The 22,641-nt window shown below is 69.8% G+C and carries 27 protein-coding genes; 11 read left to right on the top strand and 16 right to left on the bottom strand.

What is annotated here, in order from left to right; translation table 11 throughout:
* Window positions 1-25: 25 nt before the first annotated feature.
* A complete protein-coding gene (locus ACQHIV_RS11310) occupies window positions 26-1,060 on the bottom strand; it encodes a lysylphosphatidylglycerol synthase domain-containing protein (protein WP_427893449.1) in 1,035 nt (344 codons plus the stop codon).
* A 128-nt stretch (window positions 1,061-1,188) separates the two neighbouring features.
* Between ACQHIV_RS11310 and ACQHIV_RS11305 the strand changes: the two genes are divergently transcribed.
* Window positions 1,189-1,404: a hypothetical protein gene (locus tag ACQHIV_RS11305; protein ID WP_344195980.1), complete on the top strand. Its 216-nt coding sequence runs from the start codon at window positions 1,189-1,191 to the stop codon at window positions 1,402-1,404.
* On the opposite strand, the gene ACQHIV_RS11300 is transcribed toward ACQHIV_RS11305, so the two are convergent.
* On the bottom strand, window positions 1,355-2,236 hold the full coding sequence (locus tag ACQHIV_RS11300) for a hypothetical protein (RefSeq protein ID WP_427893448.1): 882 nt from the start codon (window positions 2,234-2,236) through the stop codon (window positions 1,355-1,357). The genes ACQHIV_RS11305 and ACQHIV_RS11300 overlap by 50 nt on opposite strands.
* A 102-nt stretch (window positions 2,237-2,338) precedes the next feature.
* Here ACQHIV_RS11300 and ACQHIV_RS11295 point away from each other — a divergent pair, with 102 nt between their 5' ends.
* Both ACQHIV_RS11295 and ACQHIV_RS11290 read left to right on the top strand, forming a co-directional pair.
* Window positions 2,339-3,595 carry an amidohydrolase family protein gene (locus tag ACQHIV_RS11295; RefSeq protein ID WP_427893447.1) on the top strand — a complete coding sequence of 419 codons (1,257 nt, stop codon included), beginning with the start codon at window positions 2,339-2,341 and terminating at the stop codon, window positions 3,593-3,595.
* An 856-nt stretch (window positions 3,596-4,451) separates the two neighbouring features.
* A complete protein-coding gene (locus ACQHIV_RS11290; RefSeq protein ID WP_427893446.1) occupies window positions 4,452-4,853 on the top strand; it encodes a (R)-mandelonitrile lyase in 402 nt (133 codons plus the stop codon).
* A 4-nt stretch (window positions 4,854-4,857) separates the two neighbouring features.
* On the opposite strand, the gene ACQHIV_RS11285 is transcribed toward ACQHIV_RS11290, so the two are convergent.
* Both ACQHIV_RS11285 and ACQHIV_RS11280 read right to left on the bottom strand, forming a co-directional pair.
* Complete coding sequence (locus ACQHIV_RS11285; protein WP_427893445.1) at window positions 4,858-5,802, bottom strand: phosphotransferase family protein; 945 nt, start codon at window positions 5,800-5,802, stop codon at window positions 4,858-4,860.
* 41 nt (window positions 5,803-5,843) lie between these two features.
* Window positions 5,844-6,449 (bottom strand): Rv1733c family protein, encoded by a 606-nt coding sequence (locus ACQHIV_RS11280; RefSeq protein WP_427893444.1) that lies wholly within the window; start codon window positions 6,447-6,449, stop codon window positions 5,844-5,846.
* Between the two features lie 125 nt (window positions 6,450-6,574).
* Between ACQHIV_RS11280 and ACQHIV_RS11275 the strand changes: the two genes are divergently transcribed.
* Entirely contained in the window at window positions 6,575-7,243 is a 669-nt protein-coding gene (locus tag ACQHIV_RS11275) for a FadR/GntR family transcriptional regulator (RefSeq protein ID WP_427893443.1), read from the top strand.
* Here ACQHIV_RS11275 and ACQHIV_RS11270 read toward each other — a convergent pair whose 3' ends face one another.
* From ACQHIV_RS11270 to ACQHIV_RS11260, 3 genes are read right to left on the bottom strand one after another with little or no spacing between them, the layout of a single operon-like run.
* Window positions 7,244-8,095, bottom strand: a complete 852-nt coding sequence (locus ACQHIV_RS11270; RefSeq protein WP_427893442.1) for a phosphotransferase — start codon at window positions 8,093-8,095, stop codon at window positions 7,244-7,246.
* Window positions 8,096-8,142: 47 nt separating this feature from the next.
* Window positions 8,143-8,868, bottom strand: a complete 726-nt coding sequence (locus ACQHIV_RS11265; protein ID WP_427893441.1) for a hypothetical protein — start codon at window positions 8,866-8,868, stop codon at window positions 8,143-8,145.
* 49 nt (window positions 8,869-8,917) lie between these two features.
* Complete coding sequence (locus ACQHIV_RS11260; protein WP_427893440.1) at window positions 8,918-9,799, bottom strand: class I SAM-dependent methyltransferase; 882 nt, start codon at window positions 9,797-9,799, stop codon at window positions 8,918-8,920.
* Window positions 9,800-9,858: 59 nt separating this feature from the next.
* Between ACQHIV_RS11260 and ACQHIV_RS11255 the strand changes: the two genes are divergently transcribed.
* From ACQHIV_RS11255 to ACQHIV_RS11245, 3 genes are all read left to right on the top strand, one after another.
* Window positions 9,859-10,233 (top strand): hypothetical protein, encoded by a 375-nt coding sequence (locus ACQHIV_RS11255; RefSeq protein WP_427893439.1) that lies wholly within the window; start codon window positions 9,859-9,861, stop codon window positions 10,231-10,233.
* Window positions 10,234-10,307: 74 nt separating this feature from the next.
* A complete protein-coding gene (locus tag ACQHIV_RS11250; RefSeq protein WP_427893438.1) occupies window positions 10,308-10,949 on the top strand; it encodes a DsbA family protein in 642 nt (213 codons plus the stop codon).
* 34 nt (window positions 10,950-10,983) lie between these two features.
* Window positions 10,984-11,505: a vitamin K epoxide reductase family protein gene (locus tag ACQHIV_RS11245; RefSeq protein ID WP_427893437.1), complete on the top strand. Its 522-nt coding sequence runs from the start codon at window positions 10,984-10,986 to the stop codon at window positions 11,503-11,505.
* Here ACQHIV_RS11245 and ACQHIV_RS11240 read toward each other — a convergent pair.
* The 4 genes from ACQHIV_RS11240 to ACQHIV_RS11225 form a co-directional block, all read right to left on the bottom strand.
* On the bottom strand, window positions 11,465-12,658 hold the full coding sequence (locus ACQHIV_RS11240; protein WP_427893436.1) for an MFS transporter: 1,194 nt from the start codon (window positions 12,656-12,658) through the stop codon (window positions 11,465-11,467). The two genes, ACQHIV_RS11245 and ACQHIV_RS11240, sit on opposite strands and share 41 nt — an antisense overlap.
* A 4-nt stretch (window positions 12,659-12,662) precedes the next feature.
* Window positions 12,663-13,358, bottom strand: coding sequence for a cation diffusion facilitator family transporter (locus ACQHIV_RS11235; protein WP_427893435.1), 696 nt, complete (start codon window positions 13,356-13,358; stop codon window positions 12,663-12,665).
* Window positions 13,355-13,726 carry an ArsR/SmtB family transcription factor gene (locus ACQHIV_RS11230; protein ID WP_427893434.1) on the bottom strand — a complete coding sequence of 124 codons (372 nt, stop codon included), beginning with the start codon at window positions 13,724-13,726 and terminating at the stop codon, window positions 13,355-13,357. Before ACQHIV_RS11230 ends, ACQHIV_RS11235 begins: the two co-directional genes overlap by 4 nt.
* A gap of 370 nt (window positions 13,727-14,096) precedes the next feature.
* Window positions 14,097-16,079: a heavy metal translocating P-type ATPase gene (locus tag ACQHIV_RS11225; protein WP_427893433.1), complete on the bottom strand. Its 1,983-nt coding sequence runs from the start codon at window positions 16,077-16,079 to the stop codon at window positions 14,097-14,099.
* A 65-nt stretch (window positions 16,080-16,144) separates the two neighbouring features.
* On the opposite strand from ACQHIV_RS11225, the gene ACQHIV_RS11220 reads away from it, so the two are divergent.
* A complete protein-coding gene (locus tag ACQHIV_RS11220; protein ID WP_427893432.1) occupies window positions 16,145-16,516 on the top strand; it encodes an ArsR/SmtB family transcription factor in 372 nt (123 codons plus the stop codon).
* Here ACQHIV_RS11220 and ACQHIV_RS11215 read toward each other — a convergent pair.
* From ACQHIV_RS11215 to ACQHIV_RS11195, 5 genes are read right to left on the bottom strand one after another with little or no spacing between them, the layout of a single operon-like run.
* Window positions 16,470-16,949, bottom strand: a complete 480-nt coding sequence (locus tag ACQHIV_RS11215; RefSeq protein ID WP_427893431.1) for a GtrA family protein — start codon at window positions 16,947-16,949, stop codon at window positions 16,470-16,472. The two genes, ACQHIV_RS11220 and ACQHIV_RS11215, sit on opposite strands and share 47 nt — an antisense overlap.
* 26 nt (window positions 16,950-16,975) lie before the next feature.
* Window positions 16,976-17,599 (bottom strand): phosphatase PAP2 family protein, encoded by a 624-nt coding sequence (locus tag ACQHIV_RS11210; RefSeq protein WP_427893430.1) that lies wholly within the window; start codon window positions 17,597-17,599, stop codon window positions 16,976-16,978.
* A 28-nt stretch (window positions 17,600-17,627) separates the two neighbouring features.
* Window positions 17,628-18,668, bottom strand: coding sequence for a cation diffusion facilitator family transporter (locus ACQHIV_RS11205; protein WP_427893429.1), 1,041 nt, complete (start codon window positions 18,666-18,668; stop codon window positions 17,628-17,630).
* Window positions 18,665-19,051 (bottom strand): ArsR/SmtB family transcription factor, encoded by a 387-nt coding sequence (locus ACQHIV_RS11200; protein WP_427893428.1) that lies wholly within the window; start codon window positions 19,049-19,051, stop codon window positions 18,665-18,667. Before ACQHIV_RS11200 ends, ACQHIV_RS11205 begins: the two co-directional genes overlap by 4 nt.
* A gap of 23 nt (window positions 19,052-19,074) precedes the next feature.
* Complete coding sequence (locus tag ACQHIV_RS11195; RefSeq protein WP_427893427.1) at window positions 19,075-19,494, bottom strand: nitroreductase/quinone reductase family protein; 420 nt, start codon at window positions 19,492-19,494, stop codon at window positions 19,075-19,077.
* Window positions 19,495-19,633: 139 nt separating this feature from the next.
* On the opposite strand from ACQHIV_RS11195, the gene ACQHIV_RS11190 reads away from it, so the two are divergent.
* From ACQHIV_RS11190 to menC, 3 genes are read left to right on the top strand one after another with little or no spacing between them, the layout of a single operon-like run.
* Window positions 19,634-20,710: a M20 family metallopeptidase gene (locus ACQHIV_RS11190; protein ID WP_427893426.1), complete on the top strand. Its 1,077-nt coding sequence runs from the start codon at window positions 19,634-19,636 to the stop codon at window positions 20,708-20,710.
* Window positions 20,707-21,522, top strand: coding sequence for a GNAT family N-acetyltransferase (locus tag ACQHIV_RS11185; protein WP_427893425.1), 816 nt, complete (start codon window positions 20,707-20,709; stop codon window positions 21,520-21,522). The genes ACQHIV_RS11190 and ACQHIV_RS11185 overlap by 4 nt, the downstream gene beginning before the upstream one ends.
* Complete coding sequence (gene menC, locus ACQHIV_RS11180; RefSeq protein ID WP_427893424.1) at window positions 21,519-22,640, top strand: o-succinylbenzoate synthase; 1,122 nt, start codon at window positions 21,519-21,521, stop codon at window positions 22,638-22,640. The genes ACQHIV_RS11185 and menC overlap by 4 nt, the downstream gene beginning before the upstream one ends.
* Window position 22,641: the final 1 nt, after the last annotated feature.

Raw genomic sequence — 22,641 nt, 5'->3', positions numbered from 1 at the left:
CGCTGCCAGGACAAGGATAGGCAGGCTACGCCGCATGCTTGGTCGCCCTTCGTTGCACGTGACGCCAACGCGCGAGCGCAAGCAGGCCGACCACGACCGGTACGACCTGGATCGCAACCCGCCAGACAAGCAGCCCAGCGACCATCGTCGTCGTCTCCAGTTCGCTGTGGGACGAGACGAAGGCCGCGTAGCTCGCGTCGAACACGCCCGCACCCATCAGCGGCAAGCCCGTGAACGGGTAGATGACAAGGAACGTGCAAGCGAGCAGCAGGACGGTCGAGGCGCTCATCGGTACGCCGACAAACCCGAGGCACAGGACGAGTACGCCGGCCTCGACCACCACCAGGGCGCCCAAGCTGAGCACAGCCAAGCGCCCTTGTGCCTTCAGCAGCCCTGCGCTGTGCGCCTGGAAGTCCACGAGCCGCTCGGCCCATTCGTCCGGCCCCTTGGCCGACGGCCGCACTTTTCGTATCACCGTGCCGAGCAGCCGCCCCAGTGCCGCGGCTGTCCGTTCCGCCCGTACGGCGTACACCAATCCGGCCAGCAACGCCGCAGCCCCCGCGCCGAACACGAGCGCCGCCCAGCCGAACGGCGCGTAGAACGTCCGCGTCGCCCAGAACACGACGAACCCGAGCACCGGCGCAGCCAGCCGCGCGATGTAGAACATCACCGTGCTGAGCGTCAGCCCCGACGCGGCCGCCTTCGTGTCGATACCCCACGAGCGGAGCATGGCCAGCCGTACGACGACATCGCCCGGCGACGGCGCGATCGTGGCCACGGAGGCCGCCGCGACGTCGTTGACCATCGCGCGCGGGACGTTGAGACCGGTGACGAACAGCGCCAACGGAGCCGCGAGTACGAACCGCCGGACCGGCAGGACCAGCAGGATCACGACGATCTGCCACGGGCTCAGGTGCGTGACCGCGTGCCCGACCTGACTCCAGTCGATCGCCCGCAGCAACCGGAGCAGTAGCCAGGCGACCACGGCGACGACCAGGATCCGGGCAACCCGAACCACGGCGCCCGGTACCCGGCGCCGGGTCGCTGCGTGGTCTGCCACCTCACCACCATGCCGTCGTCGCGGTACGCCCGCCTCCCACGATCCGGGGGAGCCGCCGGGTATCGCCCGGGAAGGGTGATGCACCGCGGCCGCGGCGTGGGCACAGTGGGCACGAAAGGGGCGTTGTCATGGGCCACTACGTGATCCGGGTGCAGGGTGCGCTGTCGCACGAACTCACCGACGCGTTTCCGGCACTGGCGGTGGAGTCCGAGCCGGTGCAGACCGTGCTGCACGGCGACCTCGCCGACCAGGCCGCGCTGGCCGGCATCCTGAACCACCTCGACATGCTCGGCGTCAACATCCTGGAAGTGCTGCAGATCCCGCCGTTCGGCCCGGCCGACTGAGCCGCGTCGCGACCACTGCCGAGCCGGCCACGACCGCGCCGGCCACGAGGACCACCACGAGCGTCGTCCACAGCGATCGCGTCACGACATCGAACACCGCGGTCGCCGGGAACCCGTCGGGCAGCCGCTCCGGGGCGACCCGCCGGCCGATCAGCAAGACGATGCCCAGGACAACCATCGAGGCGGCGACGCCCAGGCCGGTGCCGACGAGCGTACGACGACGCCGCGTGGCGACGGCCGGCCCGAGTACGAGCAGGGCACCGGCGATGTACGGCAGGATCGCGCCGTACCGGTCGAGGAGGCGGTACGCCCGTTGTGCCTTGGGCAGATCCGGCGACGAGAAGACGTCGAACGTTTGGTGGACATCCGGGATCCGCTGCGCGGCGGTGAAACCCGAGGCGACCAGCCGGTCCCGTGCCGCCGCGACGAACGGGCCGAGTTCGATGCTGACCGTGTCGCCGTTGACGCTCGCCGGACCACGCCCGTTGAGCAGATCGATCAGTTGGCCGTGCGCGACCTGATTGGCGTTGCGCCAGAGGCTCTGGAACGTGTCGCTCTCGACCAGTTGACCGACCTGGCCGCGGACGACGCTCTGGGCCGTGTTCGCGATCCGGTCCGGCAGGTTGCGCAGGATCACCGCCGTGACCTGGTCGGCGACCGCGTTCCGTACGTCGGAATCGGCGGCCAGGGGCGCGACGGTGTCGACGTACCGCTGGGTGTCCGTCACGTGGGTGCGCGCCCAGGCCGCGGTGACGGCGACCGGCGCGAGGAGGCAGCCGGCCACGATCAGCACGACCGCCAGCACGGTCCTGACCTTGTGTGTGTCCTCCATGGACTGCCTCCGGCGTCACCTGGAGCGTGACCGCTCCGGGCCGCGGTTTCCTCCTCCAGATCGGGTGAGCAGTTCCGTGGCGCGCCGCCGTACGCTGCGGGAGTGACCGAGCCGACCGTTTTTCGTGACGTGCGTGTCCTGGATGTACGCCGCGGGAGCCTCGGCGACCCGGTCCAGGTGGTGGTCCAGGACGGGGTCATCGCCGAGATCGCGCAGACGGTGTCCGAGCCGCCCGGGGCACGCGTCGTACCGGGGGAGCGGCGGACGCTCATGCCGGGGCTGATCGACGCGCATTGGCATTCGCTGTTCGCGGCGGTGCCGTTGATGACCGCGATGATGGGGGACGTCGGGTACCTGCACATCGTCGCGGCTGCTACCGCGCGGGAGACGTTGCTTCGAGGGTTTACCACGGTGCGGGATGCCGGGGGTCCTTCGCTCGGGCTGAAGCAGGCGATCGACGCGGGGCTGGTGCCTGGGCCGCGGATCTACCCGTCCGGGGCGATGATCTCGCAGACCGGTGGGCACGGGGATTTTCGGACCCGGCATGAGGTTCCACGGGGGCGGACCGGGCATCTGAGTCACGCCGAGTTGGTGGGGGCGGTGCGGATCGCTGACGGTGTCAGCGCAGTTTTTGAGGCGGCTCGGGAGCAGTTGATGCTCGGGGCGTCGCAGTTGAAGTTGATGGCCGGCGGGGGTGTGGCTTCGCCGTACGATCCGTTGGATGTCACGCAGTACACCGAGGAGGAACTGCGGGCGGCGGTTGAGGCGGCGGAGAACTGGGGGACGTATGTGATGGTGCATGCGTATACGCCGCGCGCCGTACAGCAGTCGATCCGGGCCGGGGTGAAGTGCATCGAGCATGGGCAGCTGCTGGACGATGCGACCGCTGCCTTGATGGCGGAGAACGGGGTTTGGTGGTCGCTGCAGCCGTTCCTCGACGACGAGGACGCGCCGCCCGTACCGCCCGGGAACCAGTCGAAGTTCGACCAGATGGCGCGCGGGACGGACACGGCGTACGAGCTGGCGCGGAAGCACGACGTACGGCTTGCGTGGGGGACGGATACGTTGTTCGACCCTGGGTTGGCGGCCAAGCAGGGGAAGCAGCTCGCGAAGATGACGCGGTGGTTCACGCCCGCCGAGGTGTTGACCATGGCAACTGTCACCAACGCCGAGCTGCTGGCACTGTCCGGCGAACGAAACCCGTACCCCGGCACCCTCGGCGTAGTAGAAGAAGGCGCCCTCGCCGACCTACTCCTCGTCAACGGCAACCCCCTCGAAAACCTCCAACTCCTCGCAACACCCGAAACCTCCTTCGCCCTGATCATGAAACAAGGCACCATCGCAAAGGACACGAAGTAGCCCGCACGTACGACGGGCATCAGCATCCCCACGTACGACGGGCCGCGGCGTGCTCGCGTACGACCGCTGGCAGCCCCTCGCGTGCTCCGCAGGCGCTCCGGTCGCGCCGCTCCCTCCCGCACCCGCTCCGCGCGGTACCCACCCACCCTCCGGCTACCGCCGGCGCCCTCTTCCGGCTAGCGCCGGGTGCTTCCGGCTTGCGCCGGAGCCGCTTCGGCTCCCGCCGGGGTGTTCCCGGCTAGCGCGGGGCGCTTCCGGCTCCTGCCGGGGTGTTGCCGGCTGCGCCGGCGTGGTGCCCGCTGCCGCGGGCGTGTTGCGGGCTGGCGCCCGCGATCTGCTCGCTCCGCTCGCGGGTGAGTGCTAGGTGGGTGTCCGTGGTGGGTGCGGAGGTGGTGGCGGGGTGACTGCCTAACAGGCATCCGTGGGTGAGGGTGCAGGTGGAGTGGGCCGCGGTGGGGTCGCTGCCTGGCCGGGGGCCGTGGTGGGTGCAGGTGGTGGGTTGCAGCTCGGTGAGGCCTGCGGGTGCGCGTGCAGGTGGGTGGGGTGTCTGCTTGGCCGGGGGTTGTGGGTGAGGGTGCAGGTGGTGACGGCGGACCGGTTGGTGAGCGCCCGTGGGGAGTGCCTAGGTAATGGTGGGTGGCTGCTTGGCGGACATCCGTGGGTGTGTAGATGCGGACGGTTGACGGCTTGGCCGGCGCCGGTGGGTGGACGTGGAGGCTCGTCGGATGGCGGCGTACGTCGGGAAGGGGGTTCTCCCATTACCTGGAACAACGTGGCCTGGTAGTTCGTCCCGAACAGCGGTTGCCTTGGCTCGTGATCGGCAACGAAGCATCCACCCAACGATAGGAACCCACCAATGGAACTCGTCCCCTTCAGCGACACCGCCAAAGCACCCGCCCAGAACTTCACCGGCGACGTCTACGTCACGTCGATCAAAACCCCGACCGATCCGTCCCGCCTCACCGCCGCGCTGGTTCGCTTCACGCCAGGCGCCCGTACCAACTGGCACTCCCACGCCCTCGGCCAGACCCTGCACGTCACCGAAGGCATCGGGTACGTCGGCACCCGCGACGGCAAGGTCATCCGTATGCGCGCCGGCGACACCGTCTGGACCCCGCCGGGTGAGGAACACTGGCACGGCGGCACCGCGAACACCTTCATGTGCCACATCGCCATGCTGGAAGCGACCGCCGAAGGCGACCCGACGACCTGGTTGGAGCCGGTCACCGACGAGACCTACCAAGCCGCAGACGACTAGGGTCTTATCCGAGCCGCCGCAGCGCCGCCTCCACAGCGAGCTCAACCCGGGAAGTCATCCCGGGCACGTCAACGGGACGACGCCCGGCGACCTGCCCGCGGATCCACTTCGCCCCGCTGTCGTCGTAGTGCAGCAACGCATACAGATCCCACCACGGATTGAGAGTCACGCCGGCAGTCGACTCGTACAACGCCCGAAGCTCCTCCGCCCACTCCGTCGAGTACAGCGCCGCCAAGTACCGCCGGCAGTGCCCGACATCAACCGCGCGCGACCCGCGATGGATCGAGTTCCAGTCGGTCAGCCCGGTGATTCTCCCGCGCGACCACAGCAGGTTGACAGGCAAGAGATCGCAATGCAGAAAGACATCAGGGTCCTGAGGCGGCGGCCCCGCCATCACCCCGAACGCCGCCTCCCACACAGCCGGCTTCCGCGCGTCGACCGGCACCCGAAACCCGTCGCGAGGCGCGATCCACGAATCGACCCAAGGCCTGAACGTCTTCGCCGGCAGCTCAAGCGAATGCAGCAGAACAGCAGTCTGCGCGATTCTCGTCAGCCACGCCCGCGGCTCCGCCGGATCGAGCTCGACATGCCCCGGCAACCGCGTCATCAGCAACGACGGCGCGCCACCGGTCGCAGTACCGGCAACATCAGCAGCCAGGATCTCCGGAACCGGCAGCCCACTACCCGCCACCACACCAAGGTTGGCGATCTCCGTCTCCAGCGGATCCTGCAGCCCGAGCCCACCCGGGTACTGCCGCAGTACGACGAACGTCCGCACTCCACGCCGCTCGAGAGTCAGCCGATGTACGGCGGAGCACACACCACCGGTCATTCGCCGATACCCGACGACGCGACTGCCCGGGCCCATCGAGGCCGCAACCCAGCCGAGCGTCTGCGCGGAGGGGCGGCGCTGCCTGAACCCGCCGTCCCTCCAGTCGCCCTCGGTCATGACCGCGAGCCTATTCGCCAGGCGCCCGCGGCAATACTGGTTTAGTGAGCAGACGTACGGGCGAACTCTTCCCACGCACTGCCCCACGCCGCCGCGCGCCGGCGCTCCAGCAGCCCGGTGATGCCGCCGTACACGAGCGTGCAGGTGAGCAAGGAGACGGCCAGCATGGTCGCGCCGAAGACGATCGGGATCACGACGGTGTTGCCATGGGTCGAGCCCGTCGGCAGGTAGCGGCCGTCGGCGCCGATGGTGATCGCCTCGTCGGTGCCGGCCGGGGTGTCCGCCGGAACCTGGATCATCCCGGTGCGGAGGTCGCCCGACGTGGTGGTCCAGCGGGCCGGCGCCGCGACGGTGGTCGAGATCGGGCCGGAGGAGCCGAGCGGGGACTGGCCGACGCCGGTCGTCGTCGCGGTCGTCTGCGTAGCGCCTTGCTGGGCGGCATGCAGGTCGTCGGCCGTGGTGCGGTGGACGTGCAGGGCCAGCAGGGTGATCAGCGGAACGGCGGCTGCGGCCGCCAGTGCGCAGAGTGCGAGGACTCCGGCCTGGACCTTGTCGGTCCGGCGGCGGAGAGGATTGGGGCGGAAGAGCCAGGTCCAGCGGCGTCGCTCGGGAACGGGTCGGTGCAGGGTCGAGGACGGGCCGTTCATGCGGCGATGCTCCTTCCACGGCGGCCGTCGCGGGTCGGGGCCACCTGTCTTCGGGCGAGTCGGTGGAATCAGTCTAGCATTCATGGGATGATTGGATGACCCGGTCTTTTGGAGGTGTTCAGCACGTGCCGCTCGCGTCACCGAGCCGGACGGGGCTCGTCGATCAGGTGATCGCCTCGATGCAGCAGATGATCAGCACGCACGAGTGGCCGATCGGTGCCCGGATCCCGACCGAGCCGGAGCTGGTCGCCGCCCTCGGCGTCGGCCGGAACACGGTCCGCGAGGCGGTCCGCGCGCTGTCGCATTCCGGCGTACTGGAGGCCCGCCAGGGCGACGGGACCTACGTACGGGCGCCCAGCGAACTGCCCGCGGTGATGCGCCGGCGGGTGGCCGCGGCCGAGTTGCGTTCGGTGATCGAGGTACGTCGTGCCTACGAGACGGAGGCGGCCCGGCTGGCGGCGTCCCGGCGTACGTCCGACGACATGAATGTGCTCGAACGCGCGTGCGCGGCACGCGACGCGGCGTGGCGCGCGGGGGACCTCCGGGAGTTCGTCGACGCCGACGTCGCCTTCCATCTCGCCGTTGTTGACGCAGCGAAGAATCCCTTGCTCAGCGAGCTGTACGTCGCGTTCGCCGACCTGACCCGCGACAGCGTCGCCGCGGTGATCGGCCCGGAACTGCGCGACGACAACTACGTCGACCACAGCCAACTCCTCGAGGCCCTCCGAGCCCAGAACGCCGAAGCCGCCATGCAGGCCACCGCCTGCTTCCTACGCGAAATCCTCCCCGACTGATTACGGGACGCGCTTGGCCATGGCGTCGAGGGTTGGCCAGGGTGGGCCTGTGTGGAGGGCGCGGAGGAACTCTTCGCCGAACTCTCGGCCGTGGGGGAACTGGTCGGCGCGGTCCCAGCGCCAGGCGGTGACCAGGGCGAGGACGAGTTCGCGGCAGGTGGCGAGCAGGTCCTCGTTCAGGTTCGGGTAGTGGTCGCAGACGGCCTCGGGTACGTGGGCCAGGTCGAACTCGATGGGACCGCGGCAGCAGGTCTCGAAGTCGATGAACAGGGGGCCTTCGCGGGTGCTGAGCAGGTTGCCCGGGTGGGGCTCGCCGTGGAGTAGTTGCTCGTCGTGGTTCTCGACCGCCTGGCGGAGGGACTCCAGTCTGGCGCTGAGGAAGCTGCGCTCGACGTCGGGGAGGTCCGGCGAGACGGCTGGGTCGCTGACGATTGCCTGGGCTGCGTCGATGCGGTCGGTGAAGCGCGTGCTCGGTAGATCGACCTTGCGCATGCCGGCGTGGAGCCGTGCGAGCGCGTCGGCGTACTCGGCCGGGGAGAGGTCGGCCGCCGGTTCGTAGTACGTCCAGAACGTCACCGCGAAGCCGTCGCGGACATAGACCCGCGGCTCCACCCGCGGGTCCAAGGCGGCAACCGGTGATCCGACCTCGGCGAGGCGTTGCGCGAGCTCGATCTCGAACTCCGCGACCTCTTCCCCGACCGGCGCGACCCGGGCGAAGGCGTCGCACGGCGTCAGCCGTACGGCGAGTTTGTTCGAGTTGTGGAGGACTGTTCCGTTGTCGGCCCGCAGACCGAGCGACGTGGCGATCGAGGTGGCGGTGGCAATCGCTCGCGTGACTTCGGACGGCTCCATGATCCCGTGACGCTACCCTCCCGGCACGGTCCTGTCCGCTGAATTTGTCAGGCGCCCGGCTCCGGCTTGAGGGTGGCCTTGGCCTTGTCCACCGCGGTTTCGGTCGCGCCGTCGATGTCGTCCGGGGTACCGGCGACGATGGTGAGGGAGAGTGCGACGTCGTTGATGCCGGTGGTGATCATCGTGACCTCGAGTCCTTGCAGCGGTCCGGAGGTCGCGGTGAAGCGGACGGCGACCGGGTCGGTACCGGCCTGCGGGGCGGACACCTGGCGGACGCTGATCGGGGAGCTGCCCTGGCCCGGGATCTTCAGGGTCATCGAGCGGCAGCTGACGACGGCGTTCCTGAAAGAAGTTTGAAGTGCGCGGACCGCTGCCGCCGATCCCATCGCGTCGAGGCTCTCGTCGATGAACGGACCTTCGGAGCCCCCGGAGTACGACAGGCCGGCAGCGGCCTTGGATCCGGGAGGGTTGTCGGCGTTGGAGTACGCGACGAGCTTGGCGCAGCGCGAGTCCTTCGAGGACAGGACGACCTGCGGCCCGTCGGCGCCGCCGTCGGCCTCCACCGAGAAGCCGGACAGCAGGTCGCTCAACGCCAGCAACGCCTTCTTGAGTTCGGCAGCAGTCCGGACCGGCGCGGCCGGCGGCACCTCGGTCGGTGTGCTGACCGCCGGCGTGGAAACCGCAGGCGTCGTGACGGCCGGCGTTGTGATGGTGGGTGTTGTGATGGTGGGTGTTGTGATGGTGGGTGTCGTGATGGTGGGTGTCGTGGACACGGACGCCACCGACCAGACCTCCCGGCACACCAGTCCAACCTACGTGGTTCTACGGGAGTACGCCGGTGACGTACTGCGTCGGGCCCATGTTCATCGGGTCGGCGGGGTTGAGGTTGTGGGTGGTCAGGAGGGATTCGATGGTGGTTGTGGTCAGGGTCCAGCCGGCTGCGGTGAGGTAGGGGGCTGCTTCGTTGCGGGGGCCGTAGTAGCGGAGGGTGGAGGTGTCGTTCGAGGTGCCGAGTTTGTCGGCGAGGGCTTGGAGGCCTTGTTTGGTGGTGGCTTCTTCGGCCGCGGTCGGCGTGGGTTTGCTTTCGGTGGCGATGCGGCTGGTTGGGGCGCTGAGGTCGGTGATGGTGTCGAGGAGGCGGTCCTGGGCCTCGGCGGGTAGATAGCCGAGCAGGCCCTCGGCGCTCCAGGCGGTTGGTTGGGCGGGATCGAAGCCGGCGGCGCGCAGGGCGGCGGGCCAGTCGTCGCGGAGGTCGGCGGCCACCGGGCGTCGTACGGCGGTGGGAGCGGCCCCGAGACTGCCGAGGGTTTGGGTTTTGAAGTCGATGACTTCCGGCTGATCGACCTCGTAGACGACCGTGCCGGCCGGCCAGGGCAGGCGGTACGCGCGCGAGTCCAGGCCGGACGCGAGGATCACCACCTGAGTGATGCCAGAGCCGGTCGCGGCGAGGAAGTACTCGTCGTAGAACCTCGTCCGGATCTTCGCGATGTCGATCCAGAGCTGATCGATCGGTACGTCGCCGTTCGCCAGCTGGATGATGTGGTCGACGCCGACGGCCCGCACGAGCGGCCCGGCGAACGGATCGTCGAACAACCGCGGCTCGGTACGACTCGCGACCGCGCGTGCCGCCGCCGACATGGTGGCCGTCGTACCGACGCTGGAGGCGAGGTCCCACGAGTCGCCGTCGTGCCTGGTGGAAGTCATGCCCGCACTGTAGGTGCCGCCTCCGACACAAACCGCGTTTGGCTAGGCTGGGCGCTGTTATGGAGCGATCTGGGGCGTGGCTGCGGCTCGTGGTGCGAGGGCTCGCGTTGCTCGGCGCGCTCGTCGCCCTGTCCGCGTTCCACAGTTCCGCCTCGGAACCGGTGGGTGCTGCCCGGCCGGTCGCGGTTGCGACGGATCTCGTCGGGCCGTTGCACGTCGACCTTAACGACATACCGTCGGTGGTGCCGGACGAGGACTATCACGCGCACCTGTTCGTCGTGTTCCTCTTCGGCGGGCTGCTGCTCGCGTTCGCCGTACGGCCGTTGGCGTACGCCGTCGGCGATCTCTGGCCTACGACGCTCCGCCGCGGCGCGACCGATCCGCCGCGGCCCACGACCCCTTCGCTGACGAGCCTCTGCGTCCTGCGGACGTGATCCGGCGTACGTCCTGAGTGGCAGCTCGCCCGAGCCCGCCACCGCTTCGTCGTACCCGAATCCAGAGGAGAACCATGTCTACCAACGCCAGAATCTCGATCGGCATCGCGGCAGCCTTCGCCGTCGTGGTCGCCGTACTGATTGCCACCAGCAACCGAACCACCGACGACACGCCCGCGGCGGCGCCGGACCGGGTCGTCCGCGCGGACAGCCACCGGCTCGGCACGGCCGCCGACGGGAAGGTCACGTTCGTCGAGTTCCTCGACTTCGAGTGCGAGGCGTGTGGGGCGGCGTACCCGGCGGTAGAGAAGCTGCGCAAGGACTACGCCGGGAAGGTCACGTTCGTGGTGCGGTACTTCCCGATCCCGAGCCACTTCAACGCCGAACGCGCGGCCCGGGCGGCCGAGGCGGCGGCCGGGCAGGGCAAGTTCGAGGCGATGTACCAGAAGATGTACGAGACCCAGACGGAGTGGGCCGAGCAGCAGATGCCGGCCGACGCGCGCTTCCGTTCGTACGCCGAGGCGCTCGGGCTGGACGTGGCCGCCTGGGACAAGGCCTACAACGATCCGGCGACGCTCGACCGGATCCGGAAGGATGTTGTCGACGGCAAGGAAGTGGGCGTCACCGGTACGCCGACGTTCTTCCTGAACGGCACCAAGCTCGAGCCGAAGTCCGTCGACGACCTGACCGCGAGCATCGATGCCGCGCTCGAGTAGGCCGTCGGCGAGTCGAGCGCCTGCGAGTAGGCCGTTGGCCTGGTTGCTGCTGGTCGGCGGCGCGGCCGGGCTGGCGGCGGCGATGGTACTGACCGTCGAGAAGATCCAGCTGCTGCGCGACCCGACGTACGTCCCGTCCTGCAGCATCAACCCAGTGCTGTCCTGTGGCTCGGTCATGTCGACCCCGCAGGCCGAGGCGTTCGGCTTCCCGAATCCGCTGCTCGGCATCGCTGGCTTCGCGATCCTGACGACGGTCGGCGCCGCCCTCCTGGCCGGCGCCGTTCTCGCCCGCTGGTTCTGGATCGGTCTTCAGATCGGGGTCACGTTCGGCGCGGTCTTCGTCCATTGGCTGATCTTCCAGAGCCTGTACCGCATCGGCGCGCTCTGCCCGTACTGCCTGGTCGTCTGGGCCGTGACGATCCCGATCTTCTGGTACGTCACGCAGTACAACCTGCGGAAGGCGAAGTACCACGCCGTCGTACTCACGAGCTGGTACGTCGTCGTCCTGGCACTGATCACGCAACGCTTCTGGAGCTACCGGAGCGGACTCGGGTGATCACGAGCAGCGCGAGGGCGACCGCCTGGATCGCGATGACGGTGGTGACGAGGACGGGCACGGAGACGTCGTAGAGCACGCCGGTCAGGGCGCCGCCGACGAGGGTGGCCGCGCCCATGATCCCGGCGAAGACGCCGTACGCCGTGGCGCGGCGGCCGACCGGGACGAGGTCCGCGACCGTGGCGCGCAGCGTGGATTCCTGGACTCCGACCGCTGCGCCCCACAACAGCGCCCCGGCGACGGCGATCCACGCGGTGCGGGCGAACGCGAGCAGGGGAGTGGCGGCCGCGAGGAGTGGCAGTACGGCGAGCGTCTTGGCCCCGGTCCGGTCGTAGAGCCAGCCTGTCGCGAGTGCCGCGAGCGCGTCGACGCCCATGGCCGCGGCGTACACGACAGGTACGGCGGCGACGGGCAGGAGGTTCTCGCGCACCAGGTGGAACGACAGTACGCCGAATGTCGCGAAGCCGGACATCGTCGCGGCGGTGAAGGCGGCGTACACCCAGAACGCCCGCGGCAGCCGACCGAATTCATCGGGTACGGCGGCGTCGCCGGCCGGCGGCTCGTAGCGGGCGGGATCGGGGACCCGTGCGCGTAGCCAGAGCAGCAACGCGATCGCGGCCGCGCCGGGGATGGCGAGTACGCCGAGCGCCGGGGCGTAGTTGTCGCCCGTCACGGCGAGGATGCCCGCGACGGTCAGCGGGCCGACGACGGCGCCGACCTGGTCCATCGCCTCGTGAACCGCGAATCCCTTGCCGCGACCCGTGACGGCGGTCGCATGTGAGACGAGGGTGTCCTTGGCGGGGGAGCGGACGGCCTTGCCGACCCGTTCGGCGATCACCAGCGCCGAGGCCACCCACAATGCTCCGGCGAGGCCGAGGAACGGCACCGCGACAGCGGTCACGACGTACCCGAGGATCGTCCACGTCCAGAACCGCTGCGTGCGGTCGGCGAGCGGACCGGACACGAGACGCAGCCCGAACGCTGCCGCCTCACCGACTCCGGTGACGATCCCGACGACGGCGCCCGACGCACCGAGCGCGGCCAGGAGCGGACCGGTGATCGATCGGGCGCCCTCGTACACGAAGTCCATCAACAGACTGACGACCCCGAACGCGACGATGAACCGCCAGGCGGACAAGCCTTTCCGGGCCATGGATTCAGTCGGCGCAGCAGTCGTCGGTGCATCCGCCTCCGCTGGCTGAAGCCGGGGCGCAGCACCCCTCACCGCGCCACGCTTCCAGGCCTTCGCGGACGGCGACGGCGGCGATCACCAGGCCGGCGATCGGGTCGGCCCAGGACCAGCCGAGGGTCGCGTTCAGCAGCAGACCCGCGAGCAGGACCGCCGACAGATAGGTGCACAGCAGCGTTTGGGTGCCGTCAGCAACCACCGCGTTCGACCCGAGGGCCTTGCCCGTACGGCGCTGGGCCCAGGACAGGAACGGCATCACGATCAGGGACGCGACCGCGATCCCGATGCCGACCGGGGAGGTGTCCGGGTGACCGCCGCCAATGAGTGACCGCACCGACTCGAACGTCACGTAGGCAGCCAGCCCGAAGAACGAGAACGCGAGCAGCCGCAGCGCCTGCCGCTCCCGCGTCTCAGGCAGCCGGTGCCGGAACTGCCACAGAATGATCAGCCCGCTGGACACCTCCACAACGGAGTCCAGCCCGAACCCAACCAGCGCAACCGACCCCGCCGCGGCACCGGCCGAGATGGCGACGACAGCCTCGACGATGTTGTAGGCAACCGAGGCTCCCGCCAGCAACTGCGCCCGGCGACTCAACCTCCGCCGTCGCTCCGGATCGGTGGTCCAGGTGCCTGGTGGTGAGGTGATCTCCAGCGGTTCGCTCACCTGTCGCCTCCCTGGCTGGCGGTTCCGTAGACCGGGCAGAGCGCAACGGCGTCACCCGTCAGGCCGAGCAGGCGCTCCGCGGCCGTCAGCAGCTCGAGCGTCGCCTCCGGGTGCGCGAGACTGAACAACGAGGCCCGCCCCTGCGGCCGCGACTCCACCAACCCACAGTCCCGCAGACACGCCAGATGCTTCGACACAGTCGACTGCGCCAGCCCCAGATGCTCGGTCAGCTCCACCACCCGATGCTCACCCAACGCCAGCTGCCGCACGATCGCCAACCGCGACCCATCCCCAAACCCCCGAAACAAACAAGCCGCCGCAGCCAACGCCCCCGCCTCGTCGACCACGCCTAGTGCACTCATCGCCATACGGCGATGTTATCGCCAATTCATCCGCTTGGTCCACAGGTTACGTCCGGGCGGGGAAGTGCGGTGGAGGAAGGCGGCCTGCTCAGGGGAGGTGGGTTGAGGGGGCGGGTCGGTGCCGAAGGGGTGGGGTGGTTGGGGGATAGGAAGACCGTTACTGGCCCCGACTTGTGGGGTGGACGGGGTGCCGGCCGAGGTGGTTGTAGAAGGCGACGGTGTCGGTTGCCCAGGTGGGGTGGCGGGCGAGTCCGCTGGGGCGGGCGGATGGAGTCCTGGGGCCGGTCGAAGGGTGGGCGGCTGAAGACTTCGCCGTACGCGTCGGCCAGCTGGTCGTCGACCGCTAGGACTTCCGTTCCGGCGTACTCGGTGGACGTCATGCGGCGGCGCGTTTCCAGGCGGCGGTGCGGAGGAGGCGGAGGCCGTTGAGGCCGACGATGACGGTGGAGCCTTCGTGGCCGGCTACGCCGAGGGGGAGGGGGAGGTGACCGAGGAGGTCCCAGGCGACCAGGACCGTGATGAAGGTCGCGGCGATGATCAGGTTGGCGGTGACGACGCGGCGGGCGCGGCGGGAGAGTTCGATGACGGTAGGGATGGTGGTGAGGTCGTCGCGGACGATGACCGCGTCGGCGGTCTGCAGGGTGAGGTCGGAGCCGGCGCCACCCATCGCGATGCCGGTGTCGGCGGCCGCGAGCGCCGGCGCGTCGTTGATGCCGTCGCCGACGGCGGTGACGCGTTCGCCGGTGGATTGCAGGTCGTGGATGTGTGCGACTTTGCCATCCGGGAGGAGTTCGGCACGTACGTCGTGGATGCCGACGGCGGAGGCGATCGTACGCGCGGCGGGTGCGTTGTCCCCGGTGAGCAGTACGGGCGCTTGCCCGGTGACCGAGGTGATCCCCACGACCGCGTTCGCAGCCTCCGCCCGAAGCTGATCCACGATCCCGAACACAGCAACCGCTACACCGTCCACGGTCATCACCACCGCGGTCGCCCCACTCGCCTGCAATTCCCGCACCACACCAAACCCCTCGCTTGGGGCGCCGATGGTGATGTGGTGGTTGTCGATGGTGGCGGTGATGCCTTGGCCGGGGGTGGCGTGGAAGGTGTCGACTGGGTGGAGGGGGAGGCGGCGGGTTTGGGCTGCTTGGACTATTGCTGCGGCGAGGGGGTGTTCGCTGGGGTGTTCGGCGGAGGCGGCCAGGGTCAGGAGTTCGTCCTCGGTCAGGTGGGTGGCGGGTAGGGGGTGGACGGCGGCCAGGTGGGGTGTGCCGCGGGTCAGGGTGCCGGTTTTGTCGAGGGCGACCCGGGTCGTCGTACCGAGGGTTTCCATGACCACGGCGGATTTCACCAGTACTCCGTGGCGGCCGGCGTTGGCGATGGCGGCCAGGAGGGGCGGCATCGTGGCGAGTACGACGGCGCACGGGGAGGCGACGATCATGAAGGTCATTGCCCGGAGCAACGTTGGGGTGAACGCGTGGCCGAGCAGCAGCGGGACCGCGAGCAGCAGGACGGTGACGGTGACCATTCCGATCGAGTAGCGCTGCTCGACCTTGTCGATGAACAGTTGCGTTCTGGCCTTGGTGCGCGAGGCCTCTTCCACCAGGGCGGCGATGCGCGCGACCACCGATTCGCCGGCGGGTCGGTCGACGCGGACACGCAGTACGCCGCTCCCGTTCACGGTGCCGGCGAACACCTCGTCGCCGATGGTCTTGTCGACCGGCAGCGGCTCGCCCGTGATGGTGGCCTGATCGACCTCACTCCCGCCGTCGACGACGGTCCCGTCCGCCCCGATCCGCTCTCCGGGCCGAACCAGTACGACATCCCCGACCACCAACTCACCGATCCGAACCGTCTCCTCGACCAACGCCCCGCCCGGCGCCGTGTTGTTGGGGTGTCCGGTGCTTGTTGTGGTCTGGTCGCGCAGGCGGGTCGCGGTTTCCGGTGCGAGGTCGAGCAGGCCGCGGACCGAGTCCTCGGTGCGCTTCGTCGCCACCGCCTCGAGTGCTCCCGACGTGGCGAAGATGACGATCAGGAGGCCGCCGTCCAGGACCTGGCCGATCGCGGCGGCAGCGATCGCGGCGACGACCATCAGGAGGTCGACGTCCAGGCGCCGTTCGCGGAGCGCCTGCAGGCCGGCCAGGCCGGGCTCCCAGCCGCCGGCCGCGTAGCAGGCCAGGAACAGCGGCCACGTCACCCAGCCGGCCGCACCGGCCAGTTGCGCCACGAGGCCGGCGAGGAACAGCGCGGTCGCGACACTGGCCCACCGCACCTCGGCCAGCGACCACGCACTCCGCCACCACGACTCGCGGACCGGACCAGGAACACTCGCCGGCGCAACCGGCTTCAGCTCGACGCTCACCGAACCACCTTACATGCGCAAGCATGCAGGTACGCAAGTAAGCAGGTAAGAGTAGGATCACCCCCATGCACTCGTCGATCGAGGATTTCGAGATGCCGAACGAGGAGCAGGTGCACCTCGCGGCGGAGTCGTTCCGGCTGCTGGCGGACCCGACCCGGATCAAGGTCCTGTGGGCGCTACTGCAGGGCGAGTCGTCCGTCGCCTGCCTGGCGGAGCTCGCCGGTGCCGCGCCGACCGCGGTCAGCCAGCACCTCGCGAAGCTGCGCCTCGCCGGCCTGGTGAAGGGCCGCCGCGAAGGCACCTTCGTGTACTACTCGGCCGCCGACGACCACGTCAAGGATCTCCTCGACCAGGCGCTCTTCCATGCCGACCAGCTCGACCGCGACGACGCTACTCCGACGGGCGGAACACGAACCAGCGGAGTGCGCAGTACATGAAGATGCCCTCGCACAGACCGGCGGTGATGCGTGCGAGGTGGTACTCGACGCCGATCGCGGACAGTGCGGTGGTGAGGCCGAGGATCAGCGCGAAGTAGTTGACTGCGACAACGATCGCGTACTTCGTGAGTTGCGGGCCGACCGGTGCGTGTGAACGGAAGTTGAACGCGCGGTTGAGAACGTAGCTCACCGCGAACGCCGTGCAGTACGCGATCGTGATCGCCAGCCACAGCGGGAGCCGCGCCCACGAGCGGAGCGCGGTGAGCAGCGCGAGGTCGACGCAGAACGTGAAACCGTTGATGAGTACGAAGCCGATCAGGCTCGGCGGGACGATCGTGGAGAGTCTTCCGGGGAGCCTGCGGGTGACCGCGCTCATCGCTGCCGCGAAGCGCTCACTGACGGGCCGGGTCTGCGTGTGGGTCGTCGTTGCCACGCATCGAGTGTTACGGCTCGCACAAGTCAGTGTGTGTCCGGGGTCTGGTTTCGCAGCGATCGGCGGGCGAGCAGGCCGAGTACGAGGCCGAGCGACCAGCCGCCGAGGGTGTCCGTCGGCCAGTGGTAGTGGAGGTGGACGGTCGCCACGGCGACGCCGGCGGAGATGACAGGTACGGCCCAGACCGTCAGCCGGTCGAGGCGGGTGCCGGCGGTGGTGAGCAGGGTGACCGCGATCATGAGCAGTGCGAGGCTGTCGGCAGTGTGGCCGGAGGGCCAGGACATGCCGCCGTCCCAGAGGCGGTCGACGTGCGAGCGTGGCGGCGTACGGCCGACGGCGAGCTTGGTGAGCCAGATCGCCGCCTCGACGATCGCGATCCAGACGGCCGCCCGGACCAGCTGCCGGACCGGGCGGCGCCGGTACAGGTGCAACAGCGCGGTCCCGACGAGTACGACGGTCAGGACCGCGAAGCCGCCAATGTCCGCGAGCGCCTGCCACCACGTCGACGACGGTTCCCCGGCCGGGCGGGCGACCGGGATGACGTGGTGGTCCCAGGAGCGCAGTACGCCGATCGTGACCAGGTCGAGCAGTGTCGCGACGAACACGAACACCCCGAGCCCGATCACGATCCGGCTGCGTCTCAGGTCCACACGGACCGAGCGTACGGGATCGCGGAAATCAGTGGTGGTGGGCAACCAGTTCGTGCGCGGCGGCCGCCTCCGGGTCGAGGGGTTCGGCGTGGATGGTGGCCGAGGTGAGCCGCCGTACGCCGTGGACGAGGTCGTGCTCGACCTGGTGGCTGAGGTGGTGGGCCTCGACGAGCGTGGTGTTCGTGTCGACGCTGATCCGGGCCTCGGCGCGCAGGCTGTGCCCTAGCCAGCGGAGCTGGACGCCGCGTACGTCGATGACGCCGGGCGTGGCGCGGATGACCGCCTCGGCCTGGTCGACGAGTGCGGGGTCGACGGCGTCCATCAGCCGCCGGTACACCTCGCGGGCGGCGTCGCGCAGTACGAACAGGATCGCGATCGTGATCAGCAGGCCGATGATCGGGTCGGCCAGCGGGAAGCCGAGCCAGGCGCCGACCGCGCTGAGCACCACGGCCAGGCTGGTGAAGCCGTCGGTGCGGGCGTGCAGCCCGTCGGCGACCAGCGCGGCCGAGCCGATCCGCCTGCCGGTGCGGATCCGGTACTGCGCGACGATCTCGTTGCCGAGGAAGCCGACGACACCGGCGATGATCAGTACGCCGACGTGCCGGACGCCGGACGGGTGGACGAAGCGCATCACGGCCTCGTAGCCGGCGTACGCCGACGACAGGGCGATCAGGACCACGACGACGATGCCGGCGAGGTCCTCGGCGCGGCCGAAGCCGTACGTGTACGCGCGGGTCGCCAGCCGGCGGCCGACGATAAACGCGATGGCCAGCGGGATCGCGGTGAGGGCGTCGGCGTAGTTGTGCAGGGTGTCGCCGAGGAGGGCGACCGAGTTCGTGTAGATGACGATCACGGTCTGGATGAGCGCGGTGACGATCAGGCCGGCGAAGCTGATCTTGAGGCAGCGCATCCCTTCCTGGCTGGCCTCGAGCGCGGAGTCGACCTTGTCCGCACTGTCGTGCGAGTGCGGGACGAAGACCTCCTTCACCTTGGACAGGAACCCGTGCTCGTGCCCATGACCGTGCCCATGACCGTGACCGTGTCCATGGCCGTGCCCCGCGGCGCTCATCGGCTCGTCCGGGCGTCGACGTGGGCCACCGCTCCCGCGGCCCGGTGGTGCTCGGGAAAGCCCCCGCTGGAGTGCTCGGCGTGGTAGATCGCGTCCTCGACCAGCTGGCTGGCGTGCGAGTTCTCGATCCGGTAGAAGACCTGGTTGCCCTGCTTGCGGGTCCGCACCAGCCGCGCCATCCGGAGCTTCGCCAGGTGCTGCGACACCCCGGCGGGCGACTTGCCGACCGCGTCGGCGAGCTCGTTGACCGGCCGCTCGCCGTCGAGCAGCGCCCAGAGCAGCCGGACCCGGGTGGCGTCCGACAGCATCCGGAACACCTCGACCGCGAGCGCCACGTGCTCGTCGTCCGGGTCTCTCCGCGGTTGCTTAGTATCTGCGCGCATACGTAGATACTACCCGCTGACGGTCAGCTCCGGGTCAGTGCGAGCACCGGGATGGTGCGGATGCCGGTGGTCTTGACCTCGTACTCGGCGAAGCCGGGGTAGCGCTTGGCCTGTTCGGCGTAGATGCGGTCGCGGTCGGCGCCCTTGATCTCGTGGACCGTGACGTCGTGGGTCTCGGTGCCGACCTCGACGGTTGCGCTGCCGCCGGCGGCGAGGTTGGTGTACCAGTCGGGGTTGGTCGGTGCGCCGCCCTTGCTGGCGAAGACGTAGACGGTCTTCGGGTCGGTCTCGTCCGCGAGATACATCATCGGGGCGACGTACTCCTTGCCGCTCTTCCGGCCGTGGTGGTGCAGAAGGAGGAGCGGGGCACCCTCGAACGGGCCGCCCACCCGGCCCTCGTTGGCGCGAAATTCGTCGATGGTCTGCTGGTTCCAGTCGCTCATAGCCGGTCCAACGCGGGTGTCCGGTGCGATATTTCATCCGCTGGTCCGAACCGGGGCAGCCGATTTGGGGTACGGGGACAAGACGGCGGTGCGGTGCCCGCTGGATGCTGGTGCGAACGGAGTCGACGGGGAGGTACCGGTGCTGGTTGCGGACATCGAGCGGCTGGTGCGGTGTGAGTCGCCGTCCGCGGACCTGGAGGCGGTCGCGCGGAGTGCCGCGGGGGTCGCCGAGCTCGGCGCGGAGCGGCTGGGCGCAAAGGCGGAGAGCGTCGAGCTGGACGGGCGGACGCACGTACGGTGGCGGTTCGGGGACCGGCCGCGGGTGTTGCTGCTCGGGCATCACGACACCGTGTGGCCGCTCGGGTCGCTGGCGACGCACCCGTTCGCGGTGCGGAACGGCGTACTGACCGGGCCGGGGTGTTTCGACATGAAGTCCGGGGTCGCGATGATCTTCCACGCGCTGGCGGCGCTGGACGACCTGGACGGGGTCACCGTGCTGATCACCGGCGACGAGGAGCTCGGGTCGCCGTCGTCACGGACGCTGATCGAGGACGAGGCCCGCGGTTGCGCGGCCGCGCTGATCCTGGAGGCGTCCGGGCCGGGCGGTGCGCTGAAGACCGCACGGAAAGGTGTCTCGCGGTACGACGTACAGATCCGCGGCCGGGCCGCCCACGCCGGGCTCGAACCGGAGCGCGGGGTCAACGCCACGATCGAGGCCGCGCACCAGGTGCAGGCCGTCGCGGCGCTCGCGGCCCGCGGTACGACGGTGACGCCGACCCGGCTCGAATCCGGGACAACCGTCAACACCGTCCCAGCCGCCGCGCACTTCGAGGTCGACGTACGCGTCTGGGACGCCGCCGAGCAGGACCGAGTCGACCGCGCGATGCGGTCGCTGCAACCGCACCTGCCCGGGGCCGAGGTCACGGTCGCGGGCGGACCGAACCGGCCGCCGCTCGCACGCGCCGCCTCGATGAACCTGTACGAACGCGCCCGCCGCCTTGCCGAGCAACTCGGCCTGACCCCGCCGGGGGAGCTGGCGGTCGGCGGCGCCTCCGACGGCAACTTCACGGCCGGAGTCGGTACGCCGACCCTCGACGGGCTCGGCGCCGTCGGCGGCGGTGCGCACGCCGACGACGAACATGTGATTGTGTCCGAGTTGCCCGGGCGTACCCGGTTGCTCACGGCACTGATCTCCGAACTGCAGGCGTCGACGTGACCGACCTGATGCGTGATCCGGCGGTTGCCGCGGGCGTGACGATTCGCAGCCTGGAGACGTTGCCGGAGTTGGATGCCGCGTGTGCGCTGTTCGAGCGGATCTGGCAGACCGGGGAGTTCAGCCCGCCGGTGCCGGCGGATCTGTTGCGCGCGTTGAGCAAGGCGGGCAGCTATGTGCACGGTGCGTTCGCGGATGACGTGATGGTCGGCGCGTGCGTCGGGTTCTTCGGTGCGCCGGGGCGCGGGTCGTTGCACAGCCACATCACCGGCGTCCTGCCGCAGCGGCGGGGCGTCGGGTACGCGTTGAAGCTGCACCAGCGCGAGTGGGCGCTGGCGCACGGTGCGCGGGAGATCTCCTGGACGTTCGACCCGCTGATCCGGCGGAACGCCTACTTCAACCTGGGCAAGCTGGCGGCGGACGCGGTCGAGTACCTGCCGAACTTCTACGGGCGGATCGACGACGCGATCAACGCCGCCGACGACACAGACCGCCTGCTGGCGCGGTGGCGGCTGGACGACCAGGAAGTTGTTGCTGCATGCAACGGCCGGCCCCGGGTGGTGGACGCCGGTCCGAGCATCGCGCTGGGGATCACCGCGCTGGGCAGGCCGGCGGGCGGACGAGTGGACGGGCGACTGGTGCGGGTCGCCGTACCGCCGGACATCGAGGCGCTCCGGAGCACCGATCCGGAGGCGGCCGCGGAGTGGCGGGCCGCGGTGCGGGACGTGCTCGGTGGGCTGCTCGCCGACGGGGCGCGGATCCGCGGGTTCGATCGCAGTGGCTGGTACGTCGTCGACAGGGAGGCTGTGTTGTGAAGCTCGTCGGGGTTGAGCTCCGGACCATCGAGATGCCGTTGGTGACACCGTTCCGGACCTCGTTCGGGACCGAGACCGTGCGGGAGGCCCTGCTCGTCCGCGTGGTCACCGACGAGGGCGAGGGCTGGGGCGAGTCGGGGACCAGCAAGGAGCCGTTCTACTCCTCGGAGTACACCCAGGGCGCGGCCGACGTACTGCGGAGCTATCTGATCCCGGCGGTGGCCGGCGTGACCAGCGCGCAGCAGGTCGGCCCCGCGACCGCCCAGGTCAAGGGCCATCGGATGGCGAAGGCGGCGTTGGAGACGGCTGTGCTGGACGCCGAGCTTCGCGCTGGCGGGATGTCGTTCGGGCAGTACCTCGGCGCGGTCCGGGACGAGGTGGAGTGCGGGGTGTCGGTCGGGATCACCGAGTCGATCCCGGCGCTGCTCGACGCGGTGGCGGCGTACCTGGACCAGGGGTATCGGCGGATCAAGCTGAAGATCGAGCCGGGCTGGGACGTCGAGCCGGTCCGCGCGGTCCGGGAGCGGTTCGGCGACGTCCCGCTGCAGGTCGACGCGAACACGGCGTACCGGCTGAGCGACGCCCGCCTGCTCGCTCGGCTGGACGAGTTCGAGTTGCTGCTGCTCGAACAGCCGCTGCCCGAGGACGACCTGCGCGGTCACGCGGAGCTGGCGCGGCTGATCCGGACGCCGATCTGCTTGGACGAGTCGATCGTCTCGGCGCGGGCCGCGGCGGACGCGATCGCGCTCGGCGCGTGCCGGATCGTCAACATCAAACCCGGGCGGGTCGGCGGGTACCTGGAGGCGCGGCGGATCCACGACGTGTGTACTGCGAATGGCGTACCGGTGTGGTGCGGCGGGATGCTCGAGACCGGACTCGGCCGGGCCGCCAACCTGGCGCTGGCCGCGCTGCCCGGGTTCGCGTACCCAGGTGACACATCGGCGTCCGCGCGGTATTACCGGACCGACATCACGCCGCCGTTCGAACTCGTCGACGGGCGGCTCGCGGTGCCGACCGGCCCGGGGCTCGGGGTCGCTCCGCTGCCGGACGTGCTGGACGCGGTGACCGTACGTACCGAGTGGATCGATCTTGTCGGATCGGACGGACCGCACGCATAAT

Origin of the sequence: Kribbella polygonati (assembly GCF_050320105.1) — a bacterium.
Taxonomy (GTDB): Bacteria; Actinomycetota; Actinomycetes; order Propionibacteriales; family Kribbellaceae; genus Kribbella.
Note: the sequence above shows the minus strand (reverse complement) of the source record. Positions and strands in the feature narration are given on the sequence as shown.